This is a genomic window from Lonepinella sp. BR2357 (genome assembly GCF_051851525.1).
GTDB lineage: Bacteria > Pseudomonadota > Gammaproteobacteria > Enterobacterales > Pasteurellaceae > Lonepinella.
Map to the genome: position 1 here is coordinate 52,668 of NZ_JBPDVG010000011.1, position 24,573 is coordinate 77,240.

Genomic DNA, 24,573 nt, shown 5'->3' on the forward strand with positions numbered 1-24,573 from the left:
GCCTTAAGGCTCATTTTTTTACTGACTCACCATCACCCTCAAACTATCCAATCGCCAGCGAGCTTGTTGTAAATGTTGTAATGCTTGTTGGCGCATTGTTTCTAAGCTGTCAATTTCATCTTGGCGAATATTCGGGTTGACGGCTTTTAATGCGGTTAGGCGTTCTAGTTCTTCGCTTAATTGTTTATCTGCCAGCTGTTTGGCTTGCGCAATAATTTGTTTAGATTCAAGTGCCATCAGGTTTTCTGCCGCCTTGAGCATTTGTTCTAAATTGGGGCGAACCATTTTCACCATTTTGTTTGCCATGGTTTTTGCCATGGGTTTAAGCTGTTTTTCAAGATTCTCAAATGTCACATTGGGAGCGAGATTATTGCCTTTGCTATCTAACAATAAGCGTACAGGTGTAGGCGGTAAAAAACGGTTTAGCTGCAAGCCTTTTGGAGCTTGGCTTTCCACTACGTAAATACATTCTAATAATAATGTCCCCGTTGGCAATTTTTTATTGCTTAACAAGCAAGTTGCCGTTTTGCCGATGTCGTTAGACAAGACTAAGTCAATGCCGTTGCGTAATATGGGGTGATCCCAACTGAGAAATTCCACATCTTCACGTGCTAAGGCAACATCTCGGCTAAATGTTACCGTGATACCGTCTTCTTTTAAGCCAGGGAAATCAGGCACTAACATTGTGCCAGTGGGCGTAATGACAATGGATTGTTCGCCTAAGTCTTCTTGTTCTACACCAATAATGTCAAATAAATTTAAGGTGAAATTGACTAATTCAGGGCTGTTGTCTTGCTCGGCAATTTGATTTGCTAACTGTTGAGCCTGAATACCACCGTTGGAATTTAATTCCAGTAAGCGATCTCGTCCATTTTCGAGTTCGTCTTTTAGCTTGGCACGTTGTTTCGCTGTTTCTTTGATGAAATCGGCAAAACCATCAAGTGCGGAAGGATGTTGCAAAAAATGTTGTAATTTTTCACCGCACTTTTCAAATAACATTGCCCCCATTGGGCAGGTTTGTTCAAAGGCATTTAAGCCTTGATGATACCAATCAGCTAACAAGGCTTGTGGCGTTTGAGCAAAACAAGGGACATGAATTTGAATTGCTTTAGTTTGCCCGATTCGGTCTAAACGCCCGATACATTGCTCTAATAAATCGGGATTATCTGGCAAGTTAAACAGCACTAAATGTTGTGCAAATTGGAAATTCCGCCCTTCTGAACCGATGCTTGAACTGAGTAATACTTGAGCACCTTGTTCTTGATCCGCAAAGTAAGCGGCAGCACGATCTCGTTCAATAATCGACATATTTTGATGAAATACCGCACTACGAATCCCTTCTTTTTCTCGCAAGGCTTGCTCTAACTGAATCGCAGTTTGAGCCAGTTGGCAAATCACTAACACTTTCTCCGTGCGGTGATTTTTTAAGAACGTGACCAACCAATCAAAACGGGGATCAAATTCGTACCATTTAGCATTGTCATTCATTTTCTGAAACAGCTGTTCTGGGTAAAATAAACCCTGATCAACCTTTTCACCGAGAGAACGCATTACTTTCATGGTATTTTCATATTGCTTAGGTAATTCAAGGGTGATCTGATGATAAATCCGTTGCGGAAAGCCTTTTACGCCTGATCTGGTATTACGAAATAACAATCGACTGGTACCGTGACGGTCGATCAGATGACGAATGAGTTCTTGTCGAACGCTGGTTTTTTCTGGTTCGTTATGGCTCTCTAATACCTTAAATTGTGGCTCAATATCTTGTTCGGATAACAGATCAGAAATGGCGTTTTTTTGCACCGCACTTAGAGGTTTTTGGGTCAGTAAAGTTTGTACTGCCTTGGCAACAGGTTGATAATTTTGCTGTTCTTGTAAGAACGCATGGTAATCATAAAAACGGTCATTATCTAATAAACGTAAGCGAGCGAAATGCCCTTGTTGTCCGAGTTGTTCAGGCGTGGCAGTGAGGAGTAATACAGACGGAATTTGTTGAGCTAAGGTTTCTACTAACTGATATGCTGTACTGGGATTTTCAGGTGACCATTGTAAATGATGTGCTTCATCTACAATCAACATATCAAATTGGCTTGCGATTAACTGTTGCATTCGTTTTGGATTTGCCACCAACCAATCAATGGAACAAATAATGCGGTTTTCCGTATCAAAAGGATTTCGCTCTTGTTCATCTTCGGTTGCAACAAAATCGCCGGCACGTTCTTCATCAAATAGCGAAAAATGCAAATTAAAACGGCGTAGCATTTCCACTAGCCATTGATGTTGCAAAGTTTCTGGCAGCAGGATTAATACTCGATCGGCACGTTCGGCAAAAATTTGTTGTTGTAAAATCATGCCAGCTTCAATGGTTTTACCTAACCCAACTTCATCTGCTAACAATACTCGTGGTGCAATACGTTGCCCTACTTTTTTGGCAATATGCAGTTGGTGGGGAATTAAACCGGCTCGAATACCACATAGCCCACGTAAGGGAGATTGAAATTGTGCCTGTTGGTGTTGTAAAGCACGATAACGCAAGGTAAAACGATCTGAGCGATCGATTTGTCCTGCGAATAATTTATCTTGTGGTTGACTAAAACTGATATGACTGGCGAGTTCCATTTCTTTGATCACCATTTCTTCGCCATTATCTAAACGTTGGACTAAATACAGGGCAATGTCATTATTCATCATCGTATCCACGATTTTTGCCTGCCAGCCTTGTTGATGTGTGATGTGATCGTGCTTTTTGAAGATCACTCGGGTTAAAGGGGCTGTGGCAATGGCATAAATTCGGGTTTCTTGTGCGGCAGGGAAAGAAATTGTGATACTGCGGTGATTAAGTTCGGTGATGATGCCTAAACCGAGATCGTTCTCACTTTCGCTGATCCAACGTTGACCGATAGCAAATGACATAATAGGGGGACACTCTTGTTATGATAAATTGGGGGCGTATTTTAGCAAAAATGAGCAAAAATAAAATTGAAATTTATGTATTAAATATTTTCCATCATATCAATTTAGTCATTTAATGGGCGCTATTTTGTAATTTATCCTTGACTTCATGAAAGTGCGGTGCAAAAATTCTTATGTTTTTACTAATATAAAGGAACGTATTATGAATTATGTCAATGCAATCAAAAAAGAATTCTTCGGTGGTTGGAATGCGATTGAGACACTCTGGATTGTGGTTTTTGTCGGGGCACAAATTTGGGCCTATGTACAAGAGCCAGATTCACCACTGGGCATGATCTCAGGCATTGCGGGATTGCTATGTGTTATTTTCGTCAGTAAAGGAAAAATCAGTAACTACTTCTTCGGGCTTATTTTTATGTAGCTTGGGGCAATAATTTTATCGGTGAAATGAATACCACGCTATATGTGTATATTCCAGCCCAATTTATTGGTTATTTTATGTGGAAAGCTAACATGCAAAATGACCAACAGGGGAATGAGGAAGTGATTGCGAAAGCCTTAACCCCAACAGGTTGGCTGATTTTATTAGTGAGTATTGCAGTCTGTTCATTCTTCTTTATTCAAGCGGTGAATGCGGCAGGGGGCAGTTCGGCATCGCTTGACGGCACCACCACGATTATTACCTTTGCTGCACAATTATTGATGATTTTGCGTTATCGTGAACAATGGGCGTTATGGATTGTGTTAAACATTCTCTCTATTGTTTTATGGGCAGAAACCCCAGCGATGTATATTATGTATAGCGGTTATTTATTGAACTCCATTTATGGGTATTACAACTGGACGAAATTAGTTAAGAAAGAAGCCTGATTGGCTATTCTTGAAAACAATAGAAAAAAGCACCGCACTTTTATGGTTGAACCATACAGTGCGGTTGAATATTGGTGAATGTTTATCCATCTCGAAAGACTAAGCTAAGGCTGTATCAATCACAGCAATTACCTCATCTGTGGTTTGGCAATTAAGTAATTTTTTTAAATCTACTCCAGTTTCGCTATTAGGATCTTTATCTTCTAGCACTTGGGTGATTTCCATAATACCTTGCATATGTTGAGTGGAATCGCTACCCGCAAGGGTAATCAGTACACTGACAGGTTCATCTCTACTATCAAACACTACAGGGGTAGTTAAAGTGACCAATGCAAAAGCGGTTTTAATTACGCCTTCTTCAGGGCGAGCATGTGGCATGGCGAGACCAGGAGAAAGAATAATATAAGGTCCGATTTCTTTTACTTTGGCAATAATATTGTCATAATAACGAGGTTCAATGGCTCCTGAGGCAATTAATAAATCGGTACCAATTTTAATTGCATCTTCCCAAGTGTTAGCGGTTTGATTTAATTTAATCGAATTATTGGCAATAAGAGATTCTTTTAACATAATATTTCCTTTTTGAATATTAAACTTTACCCCATTGGTTATGGGGATATTGGTTAGTTTTAGTAACAGTTTATATGAACTTTATCAGCTAATTCACAAACATAATTCTGTGTAACAAAATTTGTGGGATAAGCATTATCTATGCAAATATGGAAAAAATGCTTATTATGTTCAATAATCTTGATGTTTCCAACGACGTGCGGTGAATTTCACCGCACTTTCGTCTTTTCCTTACTGTTCTAACTTACTTCTTCAGCGCCCCTAAAATCCCACGGGTAATTTCCCGTGTAATTTGTGAGCGAATACTGCGTCCTACGGATTTACTTAATCCACTGACCAATTCTTCTGTCACCGTTAATTTTTCACCACGTTTTTTAGTGCCAAAAATCATGCGACTTAAGGAACCGAATAACCCCTCGCTTTCTTCCTTTTCCGCCTGCTGTGCTTGTTGTTCTGCCACTTGGTCAAGATTCGCTTGCTCGGCTAACATTTCAAAAGCGGATTCGTTATCCACATAATTATTGTAGTAAGCAAACAGATCATCATCTTTCACCCAAGTTTGACGTTGTTCAGCACTGAGTGGGGTGAGTTGGCTTTTCGGCGGATAAATGGTGGCTCGTTCAACGGGCGTTGGCATGCCTTTTTCATCTAAGAACGACACTAATGCCTCACCCACGCCCAAGGTGGTAATGGCGTCGACCACATCCACGCCTTTATTTGCTCGGAACGTTTCTGCTGCGGTTTTCACGGCTTTTTGGTCACGTGGCGTAAACGCACGTAAGGCATGTTGCACACGGTTTCCTAACTGACCTAATACGGTTTCAGGTAAGTCTAATGGGTTTTGGGTGACAAAATAAATGCCGACGCCTTTTGAACGGATTAAACGAACCACTTGTTCGACTTTTTCGATTAACGCACTTGGTGCATTATCAAATAGCAAATGCGCCTCATCAAAGAACATCACAAATTTCGGTTTGTCAGGATCGCCCACTTCGGGTAATTGTTCAAATAATTCCGCCATTAACCACAGCAAAAAGGCGCTGTACATGCGGCTAGAGTTAATTAATTTTTCTGAATTCAGAATATTGATCACGCCTCGTCCATCACGGGTTTGTAGCCAATCTTCCAAATTTAACGCAGGTTCGCCAAACAGTTTATCGGCGCCCTCGTTTTCAAGGGTTAACAAGGCACGTTGAATTGCCCCCACACTGGCTGCAGAGATGTTGCCGTATTGCAGTTGGAATGTTTTGGCGTTATCGGCTAAATATTTCAACATGGCACGTAAGTCTTTTAAATCAATTAACAGTAAGCCTTTGTCATCTGCCACTCGGAATAAAATATTCAGCAAGCCCTCTTGGGTTGGATTGAGATTTAATAGGCGAGAAAGCAACATTGGCCCCATTTCGGAAATCGTGGTACGCAAAGGAATACCCGTTTCACCGAATACATCCCAAAATGATACAGGGTAGCCGTTGAGATAATCTTCTCCCCCTAAATCAAATTGTGTAATTCGTTCGGCAATTTTGCCTTGCATGGCGCCTTTGACGGTCATGCCCGAGAGATCACCTTTTACATCTACCAAAAATACGGGTACACCGTTGTCACTCAAGGATTCCGCTAATTTGCGCAAGGTGACGGTTTTCCCGGTTCCGGTGGCGCCGGCAATGAGGCCGTGGCGATTGGCCATTTTAGCGTTGATACCAAAAGATTGGCCGGCACTGTTACGTGCAATTTCAAAAATGTTCATAAACTGTCCTTCTGTTGTAAGATATACGCATAATAAGAGAAAAACATTGGTTAGTCAAAAATGAAATTTTTGTGATCTTGATTCCAAAACGAAGAAAAAGATCTCGCTTTTTTTTCATATTCCCCGTAGCCTAAAATTCCTGAAAAATTAACCGCACTTTATACCCATGAAAAATATTGAATCTTTATTACGTCTTATGCAAATCCCCTATCTTGGGCCCAATGCGATTCAAACATTGTTAACCCAGATTTCGTTACAAACGTTGCTGAATTATGATAGCGCTGCCTTTCAGCATATGGGGTGGCAAGACAAGCAAATTCAGCGTTGGTTTCACCCTGAACAGAAATATATCGAGCCAGCGTTAGCTTGGCAACAAGCCAGTGGTGAACATCATATTCTGGCCTTTAATCAACCCGAATACCCCTCACTGTTAAAGCAAATTAACAGCGCAGCGCCCTTGTTGTTTGTCAAAGGGGCGGTGGAAAATCTCAATCAAGCGCAATTAGCTATTGTGGGTAGTCGAGATTGTTCTCATTATGGTGAATATTGGGCGAAATATTTTGCTCGTGAACTCTGTAATGCGGGGTTTATTATCACCAGTGGCTTGGCCATTGGCATTGACGGCTTTGCGCATCAAGCTGTGGTGGAGCGACAAGGTAAAACTATTGCAGTGTTAGGCAGTGGACTCAACCATATTTACCCGAGTAGGCACAAGAAACTAGCCGAACAAATTCTCGCCAATAATGGTACATTAGTGTCTGAATTTTTGCCCATGCAGCCGCCAGTGGCTAATAATTTCCCTCGACGGAATCGCATTATCAGTGGCATGTCGCAAGGGGTACTCGTGGTGGAGGCGAATTTAAAAAGCGGTTCATTGATTACCGCTCGCTATGCGCTAGAACAAAACCGAGATGTGTTTGCTTTGCCGGGTAATTTGCATAATCCATTTAGCCAAGGTTGCCATCATCTCCTCAAACAAGGGGCCACACTTACGGAAAACGTGCAAGATATTATTGAAAATCTCGCCCCTTATTCTTTGCCTATGGCACAAACAACGGCTGCCACAGGCCATGCAGAATTGCCTTTTGATCAGATTGAACCGAGCCACCCTGAACTTTATGCGTTAATTGGTTATCATCCGATCAGCATTGATGAATTAGCGGAGCAATCAAAGGTGGCTGTTGATGTGTTACTTGGTCAATTATTGGCTTTGGAATTGGAGGAGTTGATTGAATGTGAACGAGGACTCTATAAACGGAGGTTGTAATAGTCCTCTCACAAAGGCGTTAAATTTCGCTAATTAGCTATGGTGATAATCTTTCTATGATCCAACTGCTATTGACTAAACGATAGCGGATCCGATCATGCAAGCGACTTGGTCGTCCTTGCCAAAATTCAATCACTTCAGGGATCACCACATAACCGCCCCAATGGGGAGGCCGAGGTACTTTTAAAGGGTGTTTAGCGGCAATCATGGCAGCTTTGGTCAGGAGTTGATTTTTGCTCGAAATCACCGCACTTTGCTCACTGGCCCATGCACCTACTTGGCTGGTATAAGGGCGAGTGGCAAAATAAGCATCGGATTGTTCAGGGGATAATTTTTCCACACATCCCTCAATTCTTACTTGCCGTTCCAATTCGCCCCAAAAGAAATTCAAGGCAGCAAAAGGTGTATGGCTTAAGGCTCGGCCTTTTTGACTGTGATAATTCGTAAAGAAAACAAACCCTTGTGCATTCACTTCTTTAAGCAGCACCACACGGCTGCTCGGTTTACCTTGCTCGTTGATCGTGGCCAAATTCATGGCGGTAGGCTCACAAACCTTGGCAGTGATTGCCTCATTTAACCAACGTTCAAACTGTTTTAGCGGATCTGCAAGGCACTGTTTACGTGATAAGGCCTGTTTGCTGTAATCTTCTCGAATATTGTGTAAATCCATCATTTATTCCTTATACAATCCCCTCTCCCTTTGGGAGAGGGCTAGGGTGAGGGTAATCCATTCATCGCATTAATAAGGCGAATTTCGTCAAATTTAGGGATATCTTCGGCAAAAATAGGGATTTCTTGTACTATGCCTTGTTGTAATAAACAGGCTCGTTGCGTCCCTTTTAATAACGGGCTATCAGGGGTGAACCATTGTTCGCCTTGACGAAAAATTAAATTGCCAATGCTGCAATCCGTTACTTTACCTTGTTTAATAATTATAATTTCATCTGCCTCACCTTTTTGAGCGAGCAATTTGTTGAGCATGTGCCGATCTTGATATTTCAAGCGGTAATCAATGTCATTGCAAATCACGGGTCGAAATGTTTGATATGTTCTGCGTTGATAAGGAAACAATTCAATATGATAGTCCGCTTGATTATAGGCAAGACGACAACGTAGAATCGGGTGGTGAAGTACGGTGTGATTTTTCATGTTTTTTTCGATAATGTCGTAAAGATCGTGAATTTTCACCGCACTTTCCCCATAAAACTGTCGTAATGAGGTTTCATAGCGTTGTTGATGATATAGGCTGTTTTTGATTTTTCCCTGTTCAATGCAAAGGGTCTCAAATAATGGAAAATTCATCATCATGTTTTCCCTAACGGCACATAAATTTTTTGTAATAATTCGTTATACTCTTGATCGAGCTGACTTTTTCTTGTAATGCCACCACCACTACGAAAATACAGCTTGCCATCACATTGCTCAATAAAACGAATAGCGACCGCACTGTCGACGCTTTCTCCGTCAAAAATGCCAAATACACCCGTATAATAACCTCGTTCTTGCCCCTCGGCTTGTTGAATAATTTCCACGGTTTTTTCTTTGGGCGCACCACTAATGGATCCCGCAGGCAATAACTGGGCTAATATAGTGCCAATATTTTCTTGCCAGTTTTCTCTCAAATTGCCGATGATCTCCGAACTTGTCTGTAAAATCGCCCCCTTTTCGGTTTCAATCCGTTCGACATAACGAAAACGCCGCACTTCAATCTGTTGCGCTACGGTGGCCAGATCGTTTCGCATTAAATCGACAATCGTATAATGTTCCGCTTGTTCTTTTTCAGATTGCAATAATTGTTGTTCTGCATTCGGCAAATTCGCATCAATAGTGCCTTTCATAGGATAGGTAAAGATTTGATTTTGCTTGATTTTGATGAAACATTCTGGCGAAAAACACACAAAATGAGGCGGATAATACAATTTATAACGGGCTTGGCTTTGCTCGAAAAAGTCGAGTAAAGAAAAATTCGTTTGTATTTCAGTTGGATAGGTCAAGTTCAGTAAATAAGAATTGCCCTGTTGTAGTGCTTGTTGAACCTGCTCAAAGCCTTGTTGATAGCGCTGTGGATCGAGCGAAAATGCGGTGAAATGTAACGGCGTTTTTGACCGCACTTTTCTATTCAATTTATCGTGATAATTCGTTTTGCCTGTAATCTCAAAATATAATGGTGCTTTTTCAATTTGATCCAGTGGCCAAATAAGCGGTTTTTTCTGTTCAAAATCAATCAGAAAGAAAAAAGGTTGGCGTTGTTTGCCAAAATCATTAGCTTGTGCAACAAAAGCGTTAAATGGCATAAACTATCACTTCAATGGAAAAATAAATATGCTCAAGTTTAGCCGAATCATTTATAATGGCAAGGTTTTTATTTTACCGAACTGAGATGATGACCGCACTCGCCATTATTAATAACCACGATTCTTTTACCTACAATTTAGTGGACTTAGTCCGCCGTTTAGCTGTGGATTTTGAGGTAATCAATGTGGAAAACGTGAACATTCAGGCGCTCGATCGTTTTAGTCATATTTTGCTTTCCCCTGGCCCCGATGTGCCACAAGCCTATCCTCAACTCTTTGAAATATTAGCCACTTTTTATCAAACTAAAGCCATTTTAGGCGTGTGTCTTGGTCATCAAACGATTTGCCAGTTTTTCGGCGCGACCTTGTTTAATTTACCAGAGGTACGACATGGCCAAAAACGGCTGTTAAAAGTACGGTCTGAATCTGCCTTATTTCAAGGGTTGCCTGAGCAATTTCACATTGGCTTATATCATTCTTGGGCGGTTTCTCATACCGATTTTCCCACGGAATTGGCCTGTATTGCAACCTGTGATGATGAGATTATTATGGCCATCCAACATCGTCAGTGGCCGATTTTTGGTGTGCAATTTCATCCCGAGTCCTATATGTCGGAACAGGGTCTGTCGGTACTGAAAAATTTTCTCAATTTGGAATCCAGATCACATTTTTGATAAAAAGATCAAAAAAACACTTGATACTGTTTTTAAGAACAGATAATATATGCTCAAATTTACAGCTTAACAACTATTAAGGTTAACACCATGGCAAAAGACGACAAAAAAGCAAAACCCACCGCAAAAGAAAATTCTTCTAAAGAGGACAAAGCCAAAGCCCTTGCGGCGGCACTGGGTCAAATTGAAAAACAATTTGGTAAAGGCTCTATTATGAAATTAGGGGATTCACAAACCCTTGATATTGAATCTATTTCTACTGGCTCCATTGGCTTAGATGTGGCCTTGGGAATAGGTGGTTTGCCAATGGGGCGGATTGTGGAAATCTACGGCCCTGAATCTTCGGGTAAAACCACATTAACCCTGTCTGTGATTGCCCAAGCCCAAAAAGCGGGCAAAGTCTGTGCATTTATTGACGCGGAGCATGCTTTAGATCCGATTTATGCGGCCAAATTGGGCGTTGATGTGAAAGAACTCTTTATTTCTCAACCTGATAACGGTGAACAAGCCTTAGAAATCTGTGATGCCTTAGTGCGTTCAGGGGCGATTGATGTGATTATTGTGGACTCTGTGGCTGCTTTAACCCCGAAAGCGGAAATTGAGGGTGACATGGGGGATTCCCATGTGGGTTTACAAGCACGTTTGATGTCACAAGCCTTGCGTAAGCTCACGGGGCAAATTAAAAATTCCAACTGTTTAGTGGTGTTTATCAACCAAATTAGAATGAAAATTGGTGTGATGTTTGGTAACCCAGAAACCACCACCGGCGGTAATGCGTTAAAATTCTATTCTTCCGTGCGTTTAGATATTCGCCGTATTGGCGCAGTAAAAGACGGGGATGAAATTATTGGTAATGATACCCGTGTGAAAGTGGTGAAAAACAAATTGGCTGCACCGTTCCGTCAAGCAGAATTCCAAATTCTCTATGGCGCAGGGATCTCGAAAAATGGCGAATTAATTGAACTCGGCGTGAAACAAAAATTAGTCAATAAATCGGGCGCTTGGTATTCCTATGAGGGTGAAAAAATTGGCCAAGGTAAGGCAAATGCGATTAAATGGTTAGAGGCAAACCCTGAAGCCACTGCACAATTAGAAGCAAAAATCAGAAAAGCCTTATCAGAAAATCCTGAACAAGCCTTGTTGCCAAATGAGGATGACAAAGATCAAAATGATGAGGTCGTGGATGAAACAAATGATGTCGATTTTTAACCTAAAAAATCGGTTAATTGTTTAACACGCTTAAAAGTGCGGTGAGAAAGACCGCACTTTTTCCCATAAGGATCGCCTCATGTCATCTCTTGCCTTAAATTATCTGATTAATCTACTGGCTCGCCGTGATTACAGTGAATATGAAGTGCGCTGTAAAATGCAGGAAAAAGCCTTTAGTGAAGAGGATATTGATCAAGCCCTTACTCATTGCCAACAACGAAATTGGCAAAGTGATCAACGTTTTGCGGAAAATTACCTGAATTATCGTGCTAACCGTGGTTTTGGTGTCAATCGAATTAAACAAGAATTACGCCAACTAAAAGGCGTTAGTTCAGAAGTAATTCAAGTCGTGCTGGAACAAAGCGAAATAGATTGGTCTGCGATGGCATTGGACGTGTTAAGCCGAAAATTTCCACATTATCAAGATAAATTAGATATCAAAACAAAACAGAAAATTTGGCGTTATATGCTTTCCCATGGATTTTATGCGGAAGAATTTGTGGATTATCTTGGTTCGGGGATGGATTTCAACGAATAAGCAAAATTGGCGGAAGGTCATGGGAGTCGAACCCACCCAGGACTGCTGGCAGCCCTAACAGGATTTGAAGTCCTGCCACTTCACCAGAAATGACGACCTTCCAACGGGTAGCCACTTTAACGTAATTCCCCTTTTAATTCAAGTCTGGGATAAAATTGTTGTATAATAACCGTATTCCTTAGCCAACAGCAGATAAAACAGGGTGTAAAATGACCGCACTTTTTCAACAATTACCCGCCGTCGATAAGTTACTCAAAACCCCACAAGGGGAAAATCTTGTGGCACAATTTGGCCATACTGCCGTGGCAAATGTTTGTCGCCAACAGTTGCAACAAGCACGAGAGCAAATCAAACAAACGCAGCAACTTCCTGACTATTTTCAGGATCTTGCCCGCACAATCAGCGAAATTGAGCAACAACTTATTCAACAAAGCCAAGTGCAAATCCAATCCGTGCATAATTTGACCGGCACAATTTTACACACCAATTTAGGCCGAGCCTTGTGGTCAAATACGGCGCAGCAAGCTGCAGTCAATGCGATGTCTGGCAATGTGGCACTAGAATATGATTTAGAGGCGGGTCAACGGAGCCATCGAGATCATTATATCAGTGAATTGATCACTCAACTGACGGGTGCCGAGGCAGCTTGTGTGGTGAATAATAATGCGGCGGCCGTATTATTAATGCTAGCGACCTTTGCAAAAGGCAAGGAAGTGATTATTTCTCGGGGGGAATTAATTGAAATCGGTGGCGCATTCCGCATTCCAGATATTATGGCACAAGCGGGTTGTCAATTAGTGGAAGTGGGTACCACCAATCGTACCCATTTAAAAGATTATCGCCACGCAATTAACGAAAATACCGCCTTTTTGATGAAAGTTCACAGCAGTAATTACCAAATTTGTGGTTTTACGCATGCTGTCGACGAGCAACAATTAGCCGAATTGGGGGCAGAATTTCACATTCCTGTGATCAGCGATCTGGGCAGTGGAGCATTAATTGATTTAAGCCAATATGGCTTACCGAAAGAGCCGACCGTACAAGAAAAATTAGCGCAAGGGGTGGATTTAATTTCATTTTCAGGAGATAAATTACTCGGGGGCGTGCAAGCGGGCATTATCGTGGGCAAAAAAGCCTTAATTGACCAACTACAAGCTCACCCGCTTAAACGTGCATTGCGTTGTGACAAAGTGATCTTGGCCGGTTTAGAGGCAACATTGCGTTTGTATTTGCAGCCAGAAAAATTAACTGAAACCTTGCCAACCTTGCATTTACTCACCCAATCTATGACACAATTAACTGAAAAAGCCGAAAAAGTGAAACAGCAGTTATCTCAGCAACTTGCGAGTTTTTCGATGCAAATCGAATCCAGTTCGGCTCAAATAGGCAGTGGTTCGCAACCATTAGCGACAATTCCGTCGGTAGCGGTAACCATTTCAAGCCAAATTAGCGGAAAATTAACCGCACTTTTACAGGCTTTGAAACAGCTTTCCGTTCCAGTGATTACCCGAGTGGAACAAGATAAAATTTGGTTAGATATGCGTTCTTTAGCGAATCTTGAACAATTTCTCGTCACTTTAGGGGGGCTGCCTCGCCTATGATTATTGTCACCTCTGGCCACGTTGACCATGGCAAAACCGCTTTATTGCAGGCCTTAACGGGCACCCATACCGCCCATTTACCGGAAGAAAAAAAACGGGGTATGACTATCGATCTGGGTTATGCCTATTTGCCAGTTGGCGACAAGATTCTGGGTTTTATTGATGTGCCAGGGCATGAAAAATTTCTTGCCAATATGTTGGCGGGGTTGGGGGGCATTCATTATGCCATGTTGATGGTGGCCGCAGATGAGGGGATTCAAGCGCAAACGGTGGAACATTTAGCCATTTTACGTCAATTACAATTAGAGGAAATCCTGTTAGTTATCACCAAGGCGGATCGAGCGAGTTCAACGCAAATCGATGAATTAATCCAACAAATGACAGCAGATTATGCGTTTTTACAGGGCAGCCCAATTTTTGTTACTTCCGCCACCACGCAACAAGGCATTAGCGAATTACGCGAATTTTTAACCGCACTTCCCAATTTAGCCGCTCCCAATAAACCTTTCCGTTATGCCATTGACCGTGTTTTTAGCATTAAAGGGGCAGGCACAGTGGTTACGGGCACCGCATTAAGTGGCGTTGTGAATGTGGATGATGAATTGTTTTTATCTCAAGGTGAAAAAGTTCGCATAAAAAATATTCACGCACAAAACCAACCCACAACACAAGGCGTAGCTGGGCAGCGATTAGCCTTAAATCTGCATTCCTCGTTAGATCGAGAGGCGATTCAACGGGGCGATTGGTTGTTTGAGCAAGCGCCTCCATTGCCCACAGATCGGCTGACTGTGATGCTCAATGCGGAAATTCCTTTGTTGGAAAATCAAGCGGTACATGTTTATCATGCCACCAACCATAGCTTGGGAAAATTATCCTTATTAACCACCAAAACTTTATCTGCACAGCAGTCTGCTTACGCTGAAATCCTCTTGGATAAACCGCTATTTTTGTGTTTTGCCGACAAGTTAATTTTACGCAGTGGGGATAATAAACAGTTGATTGCGGGTGCAGAGGTGTTGGAAATTCATTCTCCGAAACGCCATAAACGTAGCGAAGTGCGATTGGCATTTTTGCGAAATTTACAACAAGCCGAGAATGCCACAGCACGCATTGCCTTGTATTTACAGGAAAAAGCGGTAGATGTGAAAGCGTTGTTGTGGCAAGAACAGCTTAATGCGTCGGCATTGACGGATATCTTAACGCAAAATCACGCAGTGCGTTTTCAAGATTGGTGTTTTAGTACCACTTATCAGGCGGAAAAAAATCAGCAAATTCTCACCGCGCTGTCGAATTACCACCAGCAACACCCTGATCAAGTGGGTTTAGGCAAAGCGCGTTTATACCGAATGGTCGCCCTGAATCAACCTGAAAAATTGATTTATCATTTTATAGATACGCTCTTAGCCCAAGGCAGATTACAACAAAGCCGTGGTTGGTTACATTTACCTGAACATAAAATTGAGTTTACCCCACAAGAACAAGCGTTATGGAAACAGGTTCTTGCGGAATTTGTTGTTCAAAATGGGCAGCCATTATGGGTGCGTGACATCGCTAATCAATTATCGTTGGATGAAACGTTGATGCGGAATTTTTTGTATAAGGCGGGCAAATTAGGCTATTTGACCCCCATCGTTAAAGATCGTTTTTTCCTCACTGAAACCTTGTATCGTCATGCTAAGATTATTAAAAATAGCATTGAGAAACAAGGGGATATTTCCGTTAATCAGTTGCGAGATGAATTGCAATTTGGGCGAAAATTGACGGTGCAACTGATCGAATATTTTGATCGCTGCGGCTTATTACGACGCAAGGGCAATGTGCATGTATTGCGTGATGGGGAGCTGTTTGAGTAGGCCAAGCGTTATGTCGCTTGGCCTCAGTTCGGCCAAGTCAAGGCGTTTATTTAAAATAATGAATATGCTTATCTGGAAAAAGCCGATCAATGATATTCTTCAATTTAGTATTAGTATTCCGTTGCTTTTTGCCTAAGGGTAAGGCTCGCCAGTCTTTTTCTGCTAGCAATGTAAGACAATCTTGTAGCGACAAGTTTTTTAATTGGGCATTCACAAAGAAATCGGCTATCATTTGATTCCATTCGGTTTTATTGCCCCAATAATGTCCGATAATTGTATTGCAAGGCTGTAAAGGTTGATGCTGATTTAACGCCACAGAAAAAGAAAATTGTTCCACTAATCTACGTTCACAATTTGTACTACAAATTTCGTCACAGAATCCTATCGCAAGTGCAAGGATGGCTTGAGCCTTTTCTGCGGGTAAAGCAATTACTCCCGCATTCCACATCGCAGTATCAGAGGTGATTTTAATATTCGCAACGTTTTTTCCCTTCAAAGTGCGGTGCATTTTTTGCCAAGTTCGGCGAGATTTATCACCTAATGCGCCTTCTTTCAAGTGCATAAATGTCTGCCCTTGATTAAGCTGGCGTTGCATTGCGGTTAATGATGAGGCTAAAAACGTATCGCTATCCACATAGAGCAAATGTTGAGTGGGATATTGGGCTTGAACCGTTTGCAGCGCCTTAATTTTTACACGCCAAAAGAACTGATATTTTCCTTGCCATTGCTGTAAGGTGGTTTGGTCAATTTCAATAAATTCAATACGATCACCAAAAATACGGTAAAAATCTGGGCGATCGGTGATGACAATCACTTTTTCAATCTGCGGATCTCGCAAAAAAGTTAAAATGGCAAAACAGGCTTGATAATGGTTTTCGAGCCGTTCACCGAAAGTGAGTAAGGTTAAATTCATTGTTATGTTCCATGCTCGTTTAATTTTTTGTGGAGAATTTAATTGTATCTATCTTCAAGTTGATCAATTTCTGATTCAGCGACTTCTCTAAAAATACATGGTGGTTCAACGCCGTAAGCATTCAGTTTGTTTAATTGTAGTAATCCAGTTAGATAATCTGATGGCATTCTAATTGGATACGCTTTATCCAATAATTTTCTTGCTCCATTGAGCGTAATTAAGTAGGCATCTGTCATGGTAATGACACGTCTAGAAGTTTTGAATGGGGTGCGGTAGCGTACTAATTTATAAGTTCTAAATATTTTACGCTTACAAGGCCAATATCTCGTTTTATTATGATCTAAAAAGATAATTTCTCGTCTTGCGGGCACTTTTTTCAACACATCTGAAATAATCCTTTTAAAATCGTGATGAATGATAATATCATCTTCAAAAATAATAGCTTGTTCAATCTGTTGCTTAACCATATATTCATAAAACTTAATATGGCTCATTGCACAACCGATTTCACCAATGGTCAGCGGTTTTTTCGCTCGATACTTTTTAGGGTAAAATTCATAATCAACTTGTGCAAGTTGCTCTTCATTGAGGTCTTTACCATAAACCGCATCAACAAATTGAAAAGGAATATTTAAAGCATTAAAACGCTGTGTAATGACTTCTCGGCGAGGTGAGTGTTTAAGACTGATGACAAAAATGGGAGGAGTACAAGGGTTCATATTCTGTTTCTCAAAACAACTTTTATTGGATAACGGTTTGTATTATAATCCAGTTAGATTATATTTCCAATACAATCCTTAACTCATGAATAACTACATCATCAGTCTAAAAACTGCTGCCCAACGCCGAGAGCATATTTGCAACGAATTTGGTAAACAAGCGATTCCATTTCAGTTTTGTGATGCGGTTACATCAAATGATTTTCAACGGGAAGATATCAGAGCCTTATTGTCCAATATTCATCAATCTAAATTAGCTAATGGAGAAAAAGGATGCTTTCTCAGTCATTTAAGTTTATGGAAAAAATGTATTGATGAGAATTTACCTTTTATCAGTATTTTTGAAGATGATATTTTATTAGGTGAAAGCATTTTTATGTCAAGATCAATGGCTATGGGAGCGATTTTCATTGGATAGTTCATTTATTTTACGATTTGAAACTTTTTTAATACCAGCTAAAACTCATTCCACTACCATTGCAAATTATCAACAACGAGAATTTAAGTTGCTTAGTGAAGTACATTTGGGTACAGCAGGTTATTTGATCACTCAAAGTACGGCTAAATTTCTATTAGAAATAATAAAATCATTACCAGCGGATAAACTTGATGCTATTGATGAACTGATGTTTAGGCATTTTTTACCATTAAAAATTTATCAACTATCTCCCGCACTTTGTGTGCAAGAAATGCAATATAATAACGAAGATAGTCTGTTATTTAGTCAAATTGAATTAGAAAGAAAATTGGTTAGAGATAGTCATCGGGTTAAAATAAAAAGAACATTGTTAGAAAAAGTAATGCGAGAAATTGTTAGACCCTTTGAAAAACACAGAGCTAGAAAATTAGAGAAAGAAAGAGAAAAATACGTAACTAAATTCTTATAATTTAAAAAGGTATAAAATGATGAAAATTGCAGTACAGTTATTTGGACATATGAGAACATTTGAAAAATGTTTTGATAGGTTGAATGAAATGTTATTATCTAAATATGATTGCGATATTTTTATACATACATGGGATGTATTAGATCACTCTTGGGATAAAATGAATAATATTGAATTATCATCAGATATTGTAAGACAATATAAGATTGAAAAATCCAAAGACAATAAATTATATAATAAGATTTTAGCATTATATTCACCTAAAGTTGTTTGTATTGAAACTCAAAATATGTTCAAAATTGAAGGGACTTACAATTCAAATAATAGCTTCAATGAAACTTATCCTAATCCTTGTTATGCAGTAAGCTTAAACGCTATGAAATATATGTTGTATAGTATGGTATCTGTAAATGAACTCAGAAAAAACTTTGAGTCTGAATATAATATAGAATATGATTACATATTATTTATTAGACCTGATGTATTGCTAGGCGAATTATTTGATATTTCTCTATATGAGAATGAATTTAAATACTCTGAAAATAGTGTGATTAGTTTTTGTGGTTACCCTAATATTAGTATCTATAATAGAAGATTTGAAGTGGGTTTCATAGGTATAGATATTATTCTTTTAGCAAAACCAAATACAATGAATAAATTATTTAAATCTCTATCTGTTTTTGAAAAATGTTATTTAGAGTATCCTAATATTTTCAAAGGCTATAATGTACACCCTGAAAATTCATTCAAGGAAACAGCATTATTGCAAGGGATTAACCTACGATATTATATTTTAGATTATAAATTAATAAGAAAAGAATCTGAAATAATAATGATGGATTCAAGTAAATACCCTGCGGGTTATTATTGTAATTATATAGGATTAAGTAATGAATTAAATAAGCAGAAAATGAAAACAAAAAAATACAAAAAAATATATAAGGCATATAGTGTATTATTAATATTGTTTCTGATATTTTTTATTATAAATTTAGTATAATATATAAAACTGTAAATTATCTTGACCAATCATAATATAATCTTAACGCATTGGCCAACATGGCTTTTTGTCTATCTGGTTTATCAAAATGCAATGGAATCATGGATAAAAATAATAATATGGTTGGTGGAATAACTATTTTATTATTGATATTAGGGATAATTTCTTTATCCATAAAAATTTGTTGTATACTTTTTAGTCTTTCATCCAAGTTAAATGATAATTTAATTCCAGATTGTTTAGTGTTCTCAAAAATGAACGAATCAGCAATAATAAAATCGTATAATCCAATAAAAGAATGAGCTAGTTTGGCTAAATCATATATTTGGTTACCATAAATGGTGAGTTCCTGTTGGTAATTTAATCCTCTAGGATCAATTACCTTAATTGTATTACTACGTGAATCAAATAAAATATTACTAAAACAAAGATCACCATGTAAAACCGCTGGGATAATAGGTAGATTGAGTGTGTAATCAACACATTCTTTAGCAATATCTAATACGCAAGGCAAGGTTACACCATTATAAATAACCGATTGTTCAAAATTGATGTCAGTTTGTTGAGCATATTCAGATAATCGGTTGTAGGTTTTATTGGCAAAAATATGAATAGAATCTTGCTGGATTTTTTCTAACAGCGTATCATCTAGTTGATTAATACATTCTCTTGATTCTCTCATATAAAATGAAATCATATTTAAGATATTATCCCAAAAAACAGGGGCATTTTTGCCATGCACAAAAATTTCATTTAAGGGAATATAAGAAAGATATTCTGTTTCATAAAAATAACGCCCTTGCTCATCATAACCTGATTGAATTAGCTGGGGAATAAAACGTTTAAGTTGATTTGGAATATTTTTAAACCAACTGGATTCTGCCTCTATTTTAATTTGTGGAGAACCTGATTTCCAAACCACACCATTGTTAATCGCTAAATTATTAAATGCTCTTTGTGTTGTGATGGCGGTTCTTGAATTAAAGTAAGTATTGATATGTCCTAAATCATACCAATTATCCACTATAATACGCTCAACATCATATTCGTCCGCATATAAGTGAACAGATTTGGTGAAATTTCCCTGTGTGGCAGAAAGGAATTTGATAAAGTCATAGATATATGCAAAAGAGAAATAACCACACCATACGGCGTTATCTTGATTTTTTTCAATCTCCCAAGTGTATTCATCTCGTGCAAAAGCGAGACCGATACAATCATGCTTAGTTGGCATCATGGTTAATAGGGTATCACCATGTAAAACTCTGAGTGGTTTTACAAGATTAATTGTAGTTAATAGTGAATTAAGCACATAAAGCATTGCCATGCCTAAGCTAATATTATTTGGAACCAATATCACATCAATAGATAATTGTTTAATTAAATTGGTTTCATCAATATTTAGCTGATAATCTTGTGGTAAGGATAAGACAATATGGTTATCATCAGGAAAATTTTTTCTTAAATTTTCAATTTGATAAGTGAGTAGCTTTTTGTTTCCAATCGGGAGAAATACAGGTGGAATGTTACCAAACTCATTTTTAAATTCGGAAACCACATAATCTGCAGAGTTAATGACAATCATCTTATTCTTTGTCCATTTGGGTTATGTTTCTAATTTCATCATAGCTTAAGTTGATAAATTCATCGGGGCGAATAGCACGATCATCTACATAAAATCCATCAAAACCACACCAAGGTTTGCCCACATAAATTTCATCAAAAGGAACCTGATGTTTATTTAACCATTCAATAATGACAGGTAAGGTATGGATATTAATTTTACCTAGGTTGTTTTCATAGGTTCGCATGTTGCGACTGGAGCTAATCACAATCTCAAAACCTTGGGCTTTATATGCCATAATTTTTTCAATAATTCCGTCCACAGGAACGGCATTGGCATAATCACCGTGGGTTGTTTTGGTAATCGTATTATCAAGATCTAAAATTAATCGTTTCATTATTGACCTTTCAATTTTATTAATTGTTCATATTCATCAGGTACGCCACAAAAATCAATTTCATGCGGTTTAATAGTTTGGTATTTAACCGTTTTACCTTGTTGAATAAGTAGATTGTACAATGGTGCAATATAAAATTCACCTTTAACTTGTAAATCATTTTTCAAGGCTTTCTCAAATAGTTGGCAGAAGACTTTTTGGCTTTTAAAGAAATACAATCCGTCACTACATAAATTGGAAATTCTGTCTTTTTCCGTAGTTCTAATCACATTTTGATTTTGATCTGGTTGCACAAAAGACCAATGAGTACCTTCACCCTCAAACACTTCTAAATAGCCATCGCAATCATTAATAAAATCAGGTTTTATATAGTCATATCTAATGGTATCAATATTAAAAATCGTCAAGGGAAAATCATCATGATATTGTTGTAATGCCAAATAAGCCGTCTCTGCTTGCCCTTTGGTATCTTGATTAAGGCGAATAATATGGTAATCAACAATGCCCAATTTCTGAACTTTTTCTAGTACAAAAGAGTACGCAAAATCATCTGGGCGAATCACAAAAAGAAAAGGTTCATAATGAAAATAATGCGAAAAAGAGCTTACCGCCCATTCAAATACCGTTCTATTTTGTAAGGGTAAGGCATATTTAGGGAGCGGATAGCCCGCTTTAATAAATCGACTGCTGAGTCCAGCCATAGTGATACAAATCATATAAGGATCCTGATGTTTAATGTTTGTATTATTGCATAATATGTCTTAAACCAAATGACCTAGTTGACGATAAACTTCCGCGCTACTGCGTTTACCTTTGATGTAAAAAGTGAACCTCTAGTATATCATTATTAATTTGGTAAATCATGCGATATCACTTGATTTAATCCCTCTAAATGTTGGGCAGCCGGTAAGTTGTTTAGATTGAAGTGTCAGAGTTTTTTGTTAATTGGATAGTCTTAGCCATATGCGCTACTAGCGTCAAATTTTTATTCATTTTGGAATCAAGATCACAAAAATAGCCCGAAATTTATATTTTACTGATGTTAAGACCTTAGTGAAAATTATTGGCTACAAACTAAGGAAAAACAATGAAAACACCTTCTCGCTATATTGATCTAACCACCGACTATGGATTCAAAAGAGTCTTTGGCACAGATGTGAATAAGGATTTACTTATAGACTTTCTCAATGAACTTTTTCAAGGCAAAAAAGTGATCAAAGATCTTACTTATAATAAAAATGAACAACAGGGCGATACTGCCGAACAAGGGTTGGTGATTTTTGATCTCACTTGTACAAGTGAGGACGACTCGCAATTTATTATTGAGGTACAACGCAGTAAGCAAAATTATTTTAAAGAACGTACCATTTATTACGGCAGCAAACTCATCAGCGATCAAGCCCCTAAAGGTGGTGTACATGGTTGGAATTATGCGATTACTGAAGTTTATGTCATCGCCATTATGGACGGTTTTCACTTTTCTGACAGTAAAGAATATCTACATGATATTTGCCTTTTTGATCAAAAGACAGGGCAAAAATTTTATGATAGACTAGCTTTTATCTACATTGAATTACTGAATTTCAATAAGCCTGAAACAGTACTGGAAAGTGATTTGGACAAATGGTTATTTGTATTGAAAAATATGGCAAGATTGGATAAATTGCCTACGTTTTTGAAAAAGCCTGTTTTCCAGAAACTATTTCAAATTGCCGAGTACAGCAACTTAAACAAAGGGGAAAAACAGATGTACGATGTCAGTTTAAAACGCAAATGGGACGAGTATGCCGTACGTGAATATTGGGAAACCGAAGGTATGCAAAAAGGTATAGAGAAAGGGATAGAAAAGGGTATAGAGAAAGGTATTCAAAAAGGAATACAAGAAACGCAAAGAAAAAATGCGTTAAATATGCTTAATCTTGGATTGAGTTTAGAGATTATTTCAAAATCAGTTGATTTACCCATTGATGAAATTAAAAAACTTTGTAGCCTGTAAAACAAAACCCCAGTTTTCACTGGGGTTAGTTTTATCAAATAGAATCCAAAAACAGATTATTTTGTACCAGGAATACTGAAACGTTTGTTGAAACGTTCTACACGACCACCCGTGTCAACAACACGTTGTTTACCAGTGTAGAATGGGTGGCAGTTGCCACAAACGTCTAAGTTTAAATCTTTGCCCACAGTTGAGCGAGTTTTGATTACGTTACCGCAAGAACAGGTTGCAGTCACTTCTTTATATTCTGGGTGAATACCTTGTTTCATAGAAAACCTCAAATTGAAGCCATGTCGCTATAAGAACTATCCGAATTGAATATTCAAACACCACATGTGATTAATAATACGCTTTCGAATTTTTGATTCAAATTCTGAAAGCACGAAAAAGATGACAAATTATACCGAAAAAAAGGAATTATTCAAGGGAGATTTTGTGCAAATATGTCTTAAACCAATGAATTCCATCTTCCATATCAAAATCTTTGGTATTATTTGAGTGGGCGATTTTTTCTTTAGTAAGGATACGATAATGAGGGATCGCAAGATTGGGATTGATCAATGGCGTCCACTGTCCTAAATTAGGTTCACAGTTGGCGAAAAAACTAATTAACGGTTTGTTGAAGGCACAAGCTAAATGGAGTGATCCTCCGTCTACCGCAATGACGAAATCACTACTCGCTATCAAACTGAAAAATTCGGTTAAGCTCGTTTTTGGGGAGCATTGTATGGCTATTTCTGGGGCAGCTTGACACAATGTTTGTGCATATTCATTGGCGGTGGCGGTGTAGCTTAGTAGGCATTGTACTTTTTTGCATAGATCCTCAGATATTGCTTTCCGTAAAAAAGTCGCAAGTTCTTGTGGTGGGATCTGGCGTTTACTTCCTTGAGGGCAAAGCAATAGACGTATTTTGTGTGCTGGCCAAAGTGCGGTAATATTTTCAGGTGTTTTTTCGGGAATCTGAATGTCACTGCAAGGTGCGGGTAAATCCACGATTTCAGCGAGGAAAGAATGGTTTAAATAATGGCTTAACGGCGAATTATCTGCTTGCGGTGAATGGTAGTCATAATTTTTTATGTTATTGAGATTATAGTGCTTTTTATTATATTTGCGAAAGATCCAAATCCATTTTGGCTTGAGCAGCAAATCGGCAAATAAAGAGGATGAATTGAAATTATTTTCAAAATCCAATAATAAATCCCATTGTTTACGTTGTTTCAAATAATTCCTTAATTTTCGTGGGATCAATTGGTCGACAACAGGGCAATGGGCAAAAATTGCTTGATTAGTTGGGCTAACCAATACACCAATTTTGGCTTGTGGAAAAGCGGACTTAAGTTGTTTTAGATGGGCAGTATGCACTACGGCATCACCTAGTGCATAACCTAAAGGGCGGAATAAAATAGAGTTGACATGCCTAGGCTGAAATGTTTCATTTGTCTTGTCTTGTCTTGTCTTGTCTTGTCTATTCGGTAATAACGCCACTAATAATTTTTTAAATAGGCTCATAAAATTATTCTCATAAAATCGTTCTAAAAAATAAAAACTGAGCTGATTATAT

General features: G+C 38.6%; 21 protein-coding genes, 1 tRNA gene and 2 pseudogenes. 10 read left to right on the plus strand and 14 right to left on the minus strand.

Annotated elements, in window-relative coordinates; translation table 11 throughout:
• Positions 1-18: 18 nt before the first annotated feature.
• Positions 19-2,913, minus strand: coding sequence for an RNA polymerase-associated protein RapA (rapA, locus tag ACTG7L_RS08600; protein WP_439328192.1), 2,895 nt, complete (start codon positions 2,911-2,913; stop codon positions 19-21).
• A 202-nt stretch (positions 2,914-3,115) separates the two neighbouring features.
• On the opposite strand from rapA, the pseudogene pnuC reads away from it, so the two are divergent.
• Positions 3,116-3,783, plus strand: a pseudogene (gene pnuC / locus ACTG7L_RS08605) (nicotinamide riboside transporter PnuC).
• Between the two features lie 99 nt (positions 3,784-3,882).
• Here pnuC and ACTG7L_RS08610 read toward each other — a convergent pair.
• The gene (locus tag ACTG7L_RS08610) at positions 3,883-4,353 is read right to left on the minus strand and encodes a PTS sugar transporter subunit IIA (RefSeq protein WP_439328193.1); all 471 of its coding nucleotides are present in this window, start codon (positions 4,351-4,353) and stop codon (positions 3,883-3,885) included.
• A gap of 244 nt (positions 4,354-4,597) precedes the next feature.
• On the minus strand, positions 4,598-6,100 hold the full coding sequence (locus tag ACTG7L_RS08615) for a helicase HerA-like C-terminal domain-containing protein (protein WP_439328194.1): 1,503 nt from the start codon (positions 6,098-6,100) through the stop codon (positions 4,598-4,600).
• Positions 6,101-6,266: 166 nt separating this feature from the next.
• Between ACTG7L_RS08615 and dprA the strand changes: the two genes are divergently transcribed.
• Entirely contained in the window at positions 6,267-7,367 is a 1,101-nt protein-coding gene (gene dprA, locus ACTG7L_RS08620) for a DNA-processing protein DprA (RefSeq protein WP_439328195.1), read from the plus strand.
• A 37-nt stretch (positions 7,368-7,404) separates the two neighbouring features.
• Here the strand turns inward: dprA and pdxH are convergent, their stop codons facing one another.
• The 3 genes from pdxH to ACTG7L_RS08635 are packed head-to-tail and all read right to left on the minus strand — an operon-like array spanning position 7,405 to position 9,661.
• On the minus strand, positions 7,405-8,037 hold the full coding sequence (pdxH, locus tag ACTG7L_RS08625) for a pyridoxamine 5'-phosphate oxidase (protein WP_439328196.1): 633 nt from the start codon (positions 8,035-8,037) through the stop codon (positions 7,405-7,407).
• 41 nt (positions 8,038-8,078) lie between these two features.
• Positions 8,079-8,669, minus strand: a complete 591-nt coding sequence (locus ACTG7L_RS08630; protein ID WP_439328224.1) for an aminotransferase class IV family protein — start codon at positions 8,667-8,669, stop codon at positions 8,079-8,081.
• A 2-nt stretch (positions 8,670-8,671) separates the two neighbouring features.
• Positions 8,672-9,661, minus strand: coding sequence for an aminodeoxychorismate synthase component I (locus ACTG7L_RS08635; protein ID WP_439328197.1), 990 nt, complete (start codon positions 9,659-9,661; stop codon positions 8,672-8,674).
• An 86-nt stretch (positions 9,662-9,747) separates the two neighbouring features.
• On the opposite strand from ACTG7L_RS08635, the gene ACTG7L_RS08640 reads away from it, so the two are divergent.
• From ACTG7L_RS08640 to recX, 3 genes are all read left to right on the plus strand, one after another.
• Positions 9,748-10,335, plus strand: coding sequence for an anthranilate synthase component II (locus ACTG7L_RS08640; RefSeq protein WP_439328198.1), 588 nt, complete (start codon positions 9,748-9,750; stop codon positions 10,333-10,335).
• Between the two features lie 90 nt (positions 10,336-10,425).
• Positions 10,426-11,544 (plus strand): recombinase RecA, encoded by a 1,119-nt coding sequence (gene recA / locus ACTG7L_RS08645; RefSeq protein WP_439243144.1) that lies wholly within the window; start codon positions 10,426-10,428, stop codon positions 11,542-11,544.
• 79 nt (positions 11,545-11,623) lie between these two features.
• Positions 11,624-12,082 (plus strand): recombination regulator RecX, encoded by a 459-nt coding sequence (gene recX / locus ACTG7L_RS08650; RefSeq protein ID WP_439328199.1) that lies wholly within the window; start codon positions 11,624-11,626, stop codon positions 12,080-12,082.
• Positions 12,083-12,089: 7 nt separating this feature from the next.
• On the opposite strand, the gene ACTG7L_RS08655 is transcribed toward recX, so the two are convergent.
• A tRNA-Sec gene (locus tag ACTG7L_RS08655) sits at positions 12,090-12,184 on the minus strand.
• 107 nt (positions 12,185-12,291) lie between these two features.
• Here ACTG7L_RS08655 and selA point away from each other — a divergent pair.
• A complete protein-coding gene (gene selA / locus ACTG7L_RS08660; protein ID WP_439328200.1) occupies positions 12,292-13,683 on the plus strand; it encodes an L-seryl-tRNA(Sec) selenium transferase in 1,392 nt (463 codons plus the stop codon).
• Positions 13,680-15,536 (plus strand): selenocysteine-specific translation elongation factor, encoded by a 1,857-nt coding sequence (gene selB / locus ACTG7L_RS08665; protein WP_439328201.1) that lies wholly within the window; start codon positions 13,680-13,682, stop codon positions 15,534-15,536. Before selA ends, selB begins: the two co-directional genes overlap by 4 nt.
• Positions 15,537-15,582: 46 nt before the next feature.
• On the opposite strand, the gene ACTG7L_RS08670 is transcribed toward selB, so the two are convergent.
• Positions 15,583-16,449, minus strand: a complete 867-nt coding sequence (locus ACTG7L_RS08670) for a hypothetical protein (RefSeq protein WP_439328202.1) — start codon at positions 16,447-16,449, stop codon at positions 15,583-15,585.
• Between the two features lie 38 nt (positions 16,450-16,487).
• Complete coding sequence (locus ACTG7L_RS08675) at positions 16,488-17,168, minus strand: glycosyltransferase family 25 protein (protein ID WP_439328203.1); 681 nt, start codon at positions 17,166-17,168, stop codon at positions 16,488-16,490.
• Positions 17,169-17,253: 85 nt separating this feature from the next.
• On the opposite strand from ACTG7L_RS08675, the pseudogene ACTG7L_RS08680 reads away from it, so the two are divergent.
• Together ACTG7L_RS08680 and ACTG7L_RS08685 are read left to right on the plus strand one after the other, a co-directional pair.
• A pseudogene (locus tag ACTG7L_RS08680) lies at positions 17,254-18,055 on the plus strand (glycosyltransferase family 25 protein).
• Positions 18,056-18,071: 16 nt separating this feature from the next.
• The gene (locus ACTG7L_RS08685; RefSeq protein WP_439328204.1) at positions 18,072-19,055 is read left to right on the plus strand and encodes a hypothetical protein; all 984 of its coding nucleotides are present in this window, start codon (positions 18,072-18,074) and stop codon (positions 19,053-19,055) included.
• Positions 19,056-19,071: 16 nt separating this feature from the next.
• On the opposite strand, the gene ACTG7L_RS08690 is transcribed toward ACTG7L_RS08685, so the two are convergent.
• From ACTG7L_RS08690 to ACTG7L_RS08700, 3 genes are read right to left on the minus strand one after another with little or no spacing between them, the layout of a single operon-like run.
• Complete coding sequence (locus ACTG7L_RS08690) at positions 19,072-20,640, minus strand: hypothetical protein (RefSeq protein WP_439328205.1); 1,569 nt, start codon at positions 20,638-20,640, stop codon at positions 19,072-19,074.
• A gap of 1 nt (position 20,641) precedes the next feature.
• The gene (locus tag ACTG7L_RS08695; protein ID WP_439243128.1) at positions 20,642-21,016 is read right to left on the minus strand and encodes an HAD-IIIC family phosphatase; all 375 of its coding nucleotides are present in this window, start codon (positions 21,014-21,016) and stop codon (positions 20,642-20,644) included.
• A complete protein-coding gene (locus ACTG7L_RS08700) occupies positions 21,016-21,732 on the minus strand; it encodes a glycosyltransferase family 2 protein (protein WP_439328206.1) in 717 nt (238 codons plus the stop codon). Before ACTG7L_RS08700 ends, ACTG7L_RS08695 begins: the two co-directional genes overlap by 1 nt.
• Positions 21,733-22,103: 371 nt before the next feature.
• Here ACTG7L_RS08700 and ACTG7L_RS08705 point away from each other — a divergent pair, with 371 nt between their 5' ends.
• Positions 22,104-23,012, plus strand: a complete 909-nt coding sequence (locus tag ACTG7L_RS08705; RefSeq protein WP_439328207.1) for an Rpn family recombination-promoting nuclease/putative transposase — start codon at positions 22,104-22,106, stop codon at positions 23,010-23,012.
• A 56-nt stretch (positions 23,013-23,068) separates the two neighbouring features.
• Here ACTG7L_RS08705 and rpmE read toward each other — a convergent pair whose 3' ends face one another.
• Positions 23,069-23,281 (minus strand): 50S ribosomal protein L31, encoded by a 213-nt coding sequence (rpmE, locus tag ACTG7L_RS08710; protein WP_386692041.1) that lies wholly within the window; start codon positions 23,279-23,281, stop codon positions 23,069-23,071.
• Between the two features lie 148 nt (positions 23,282-23,429).
• Positions 23,430-24,521: a glycosyltransferase family 9 protein gene (locus ACTG7L_RS08715; protein WP_439328208.1), complete on the minus strand. Its 1,092-nt coding sequence runs from the start codon at positions 24,519-24,521 to the stop codon at positions 23,430-23,432.
• Positions 24,522-24,573 lie beyond the last annotated feature (52 nt).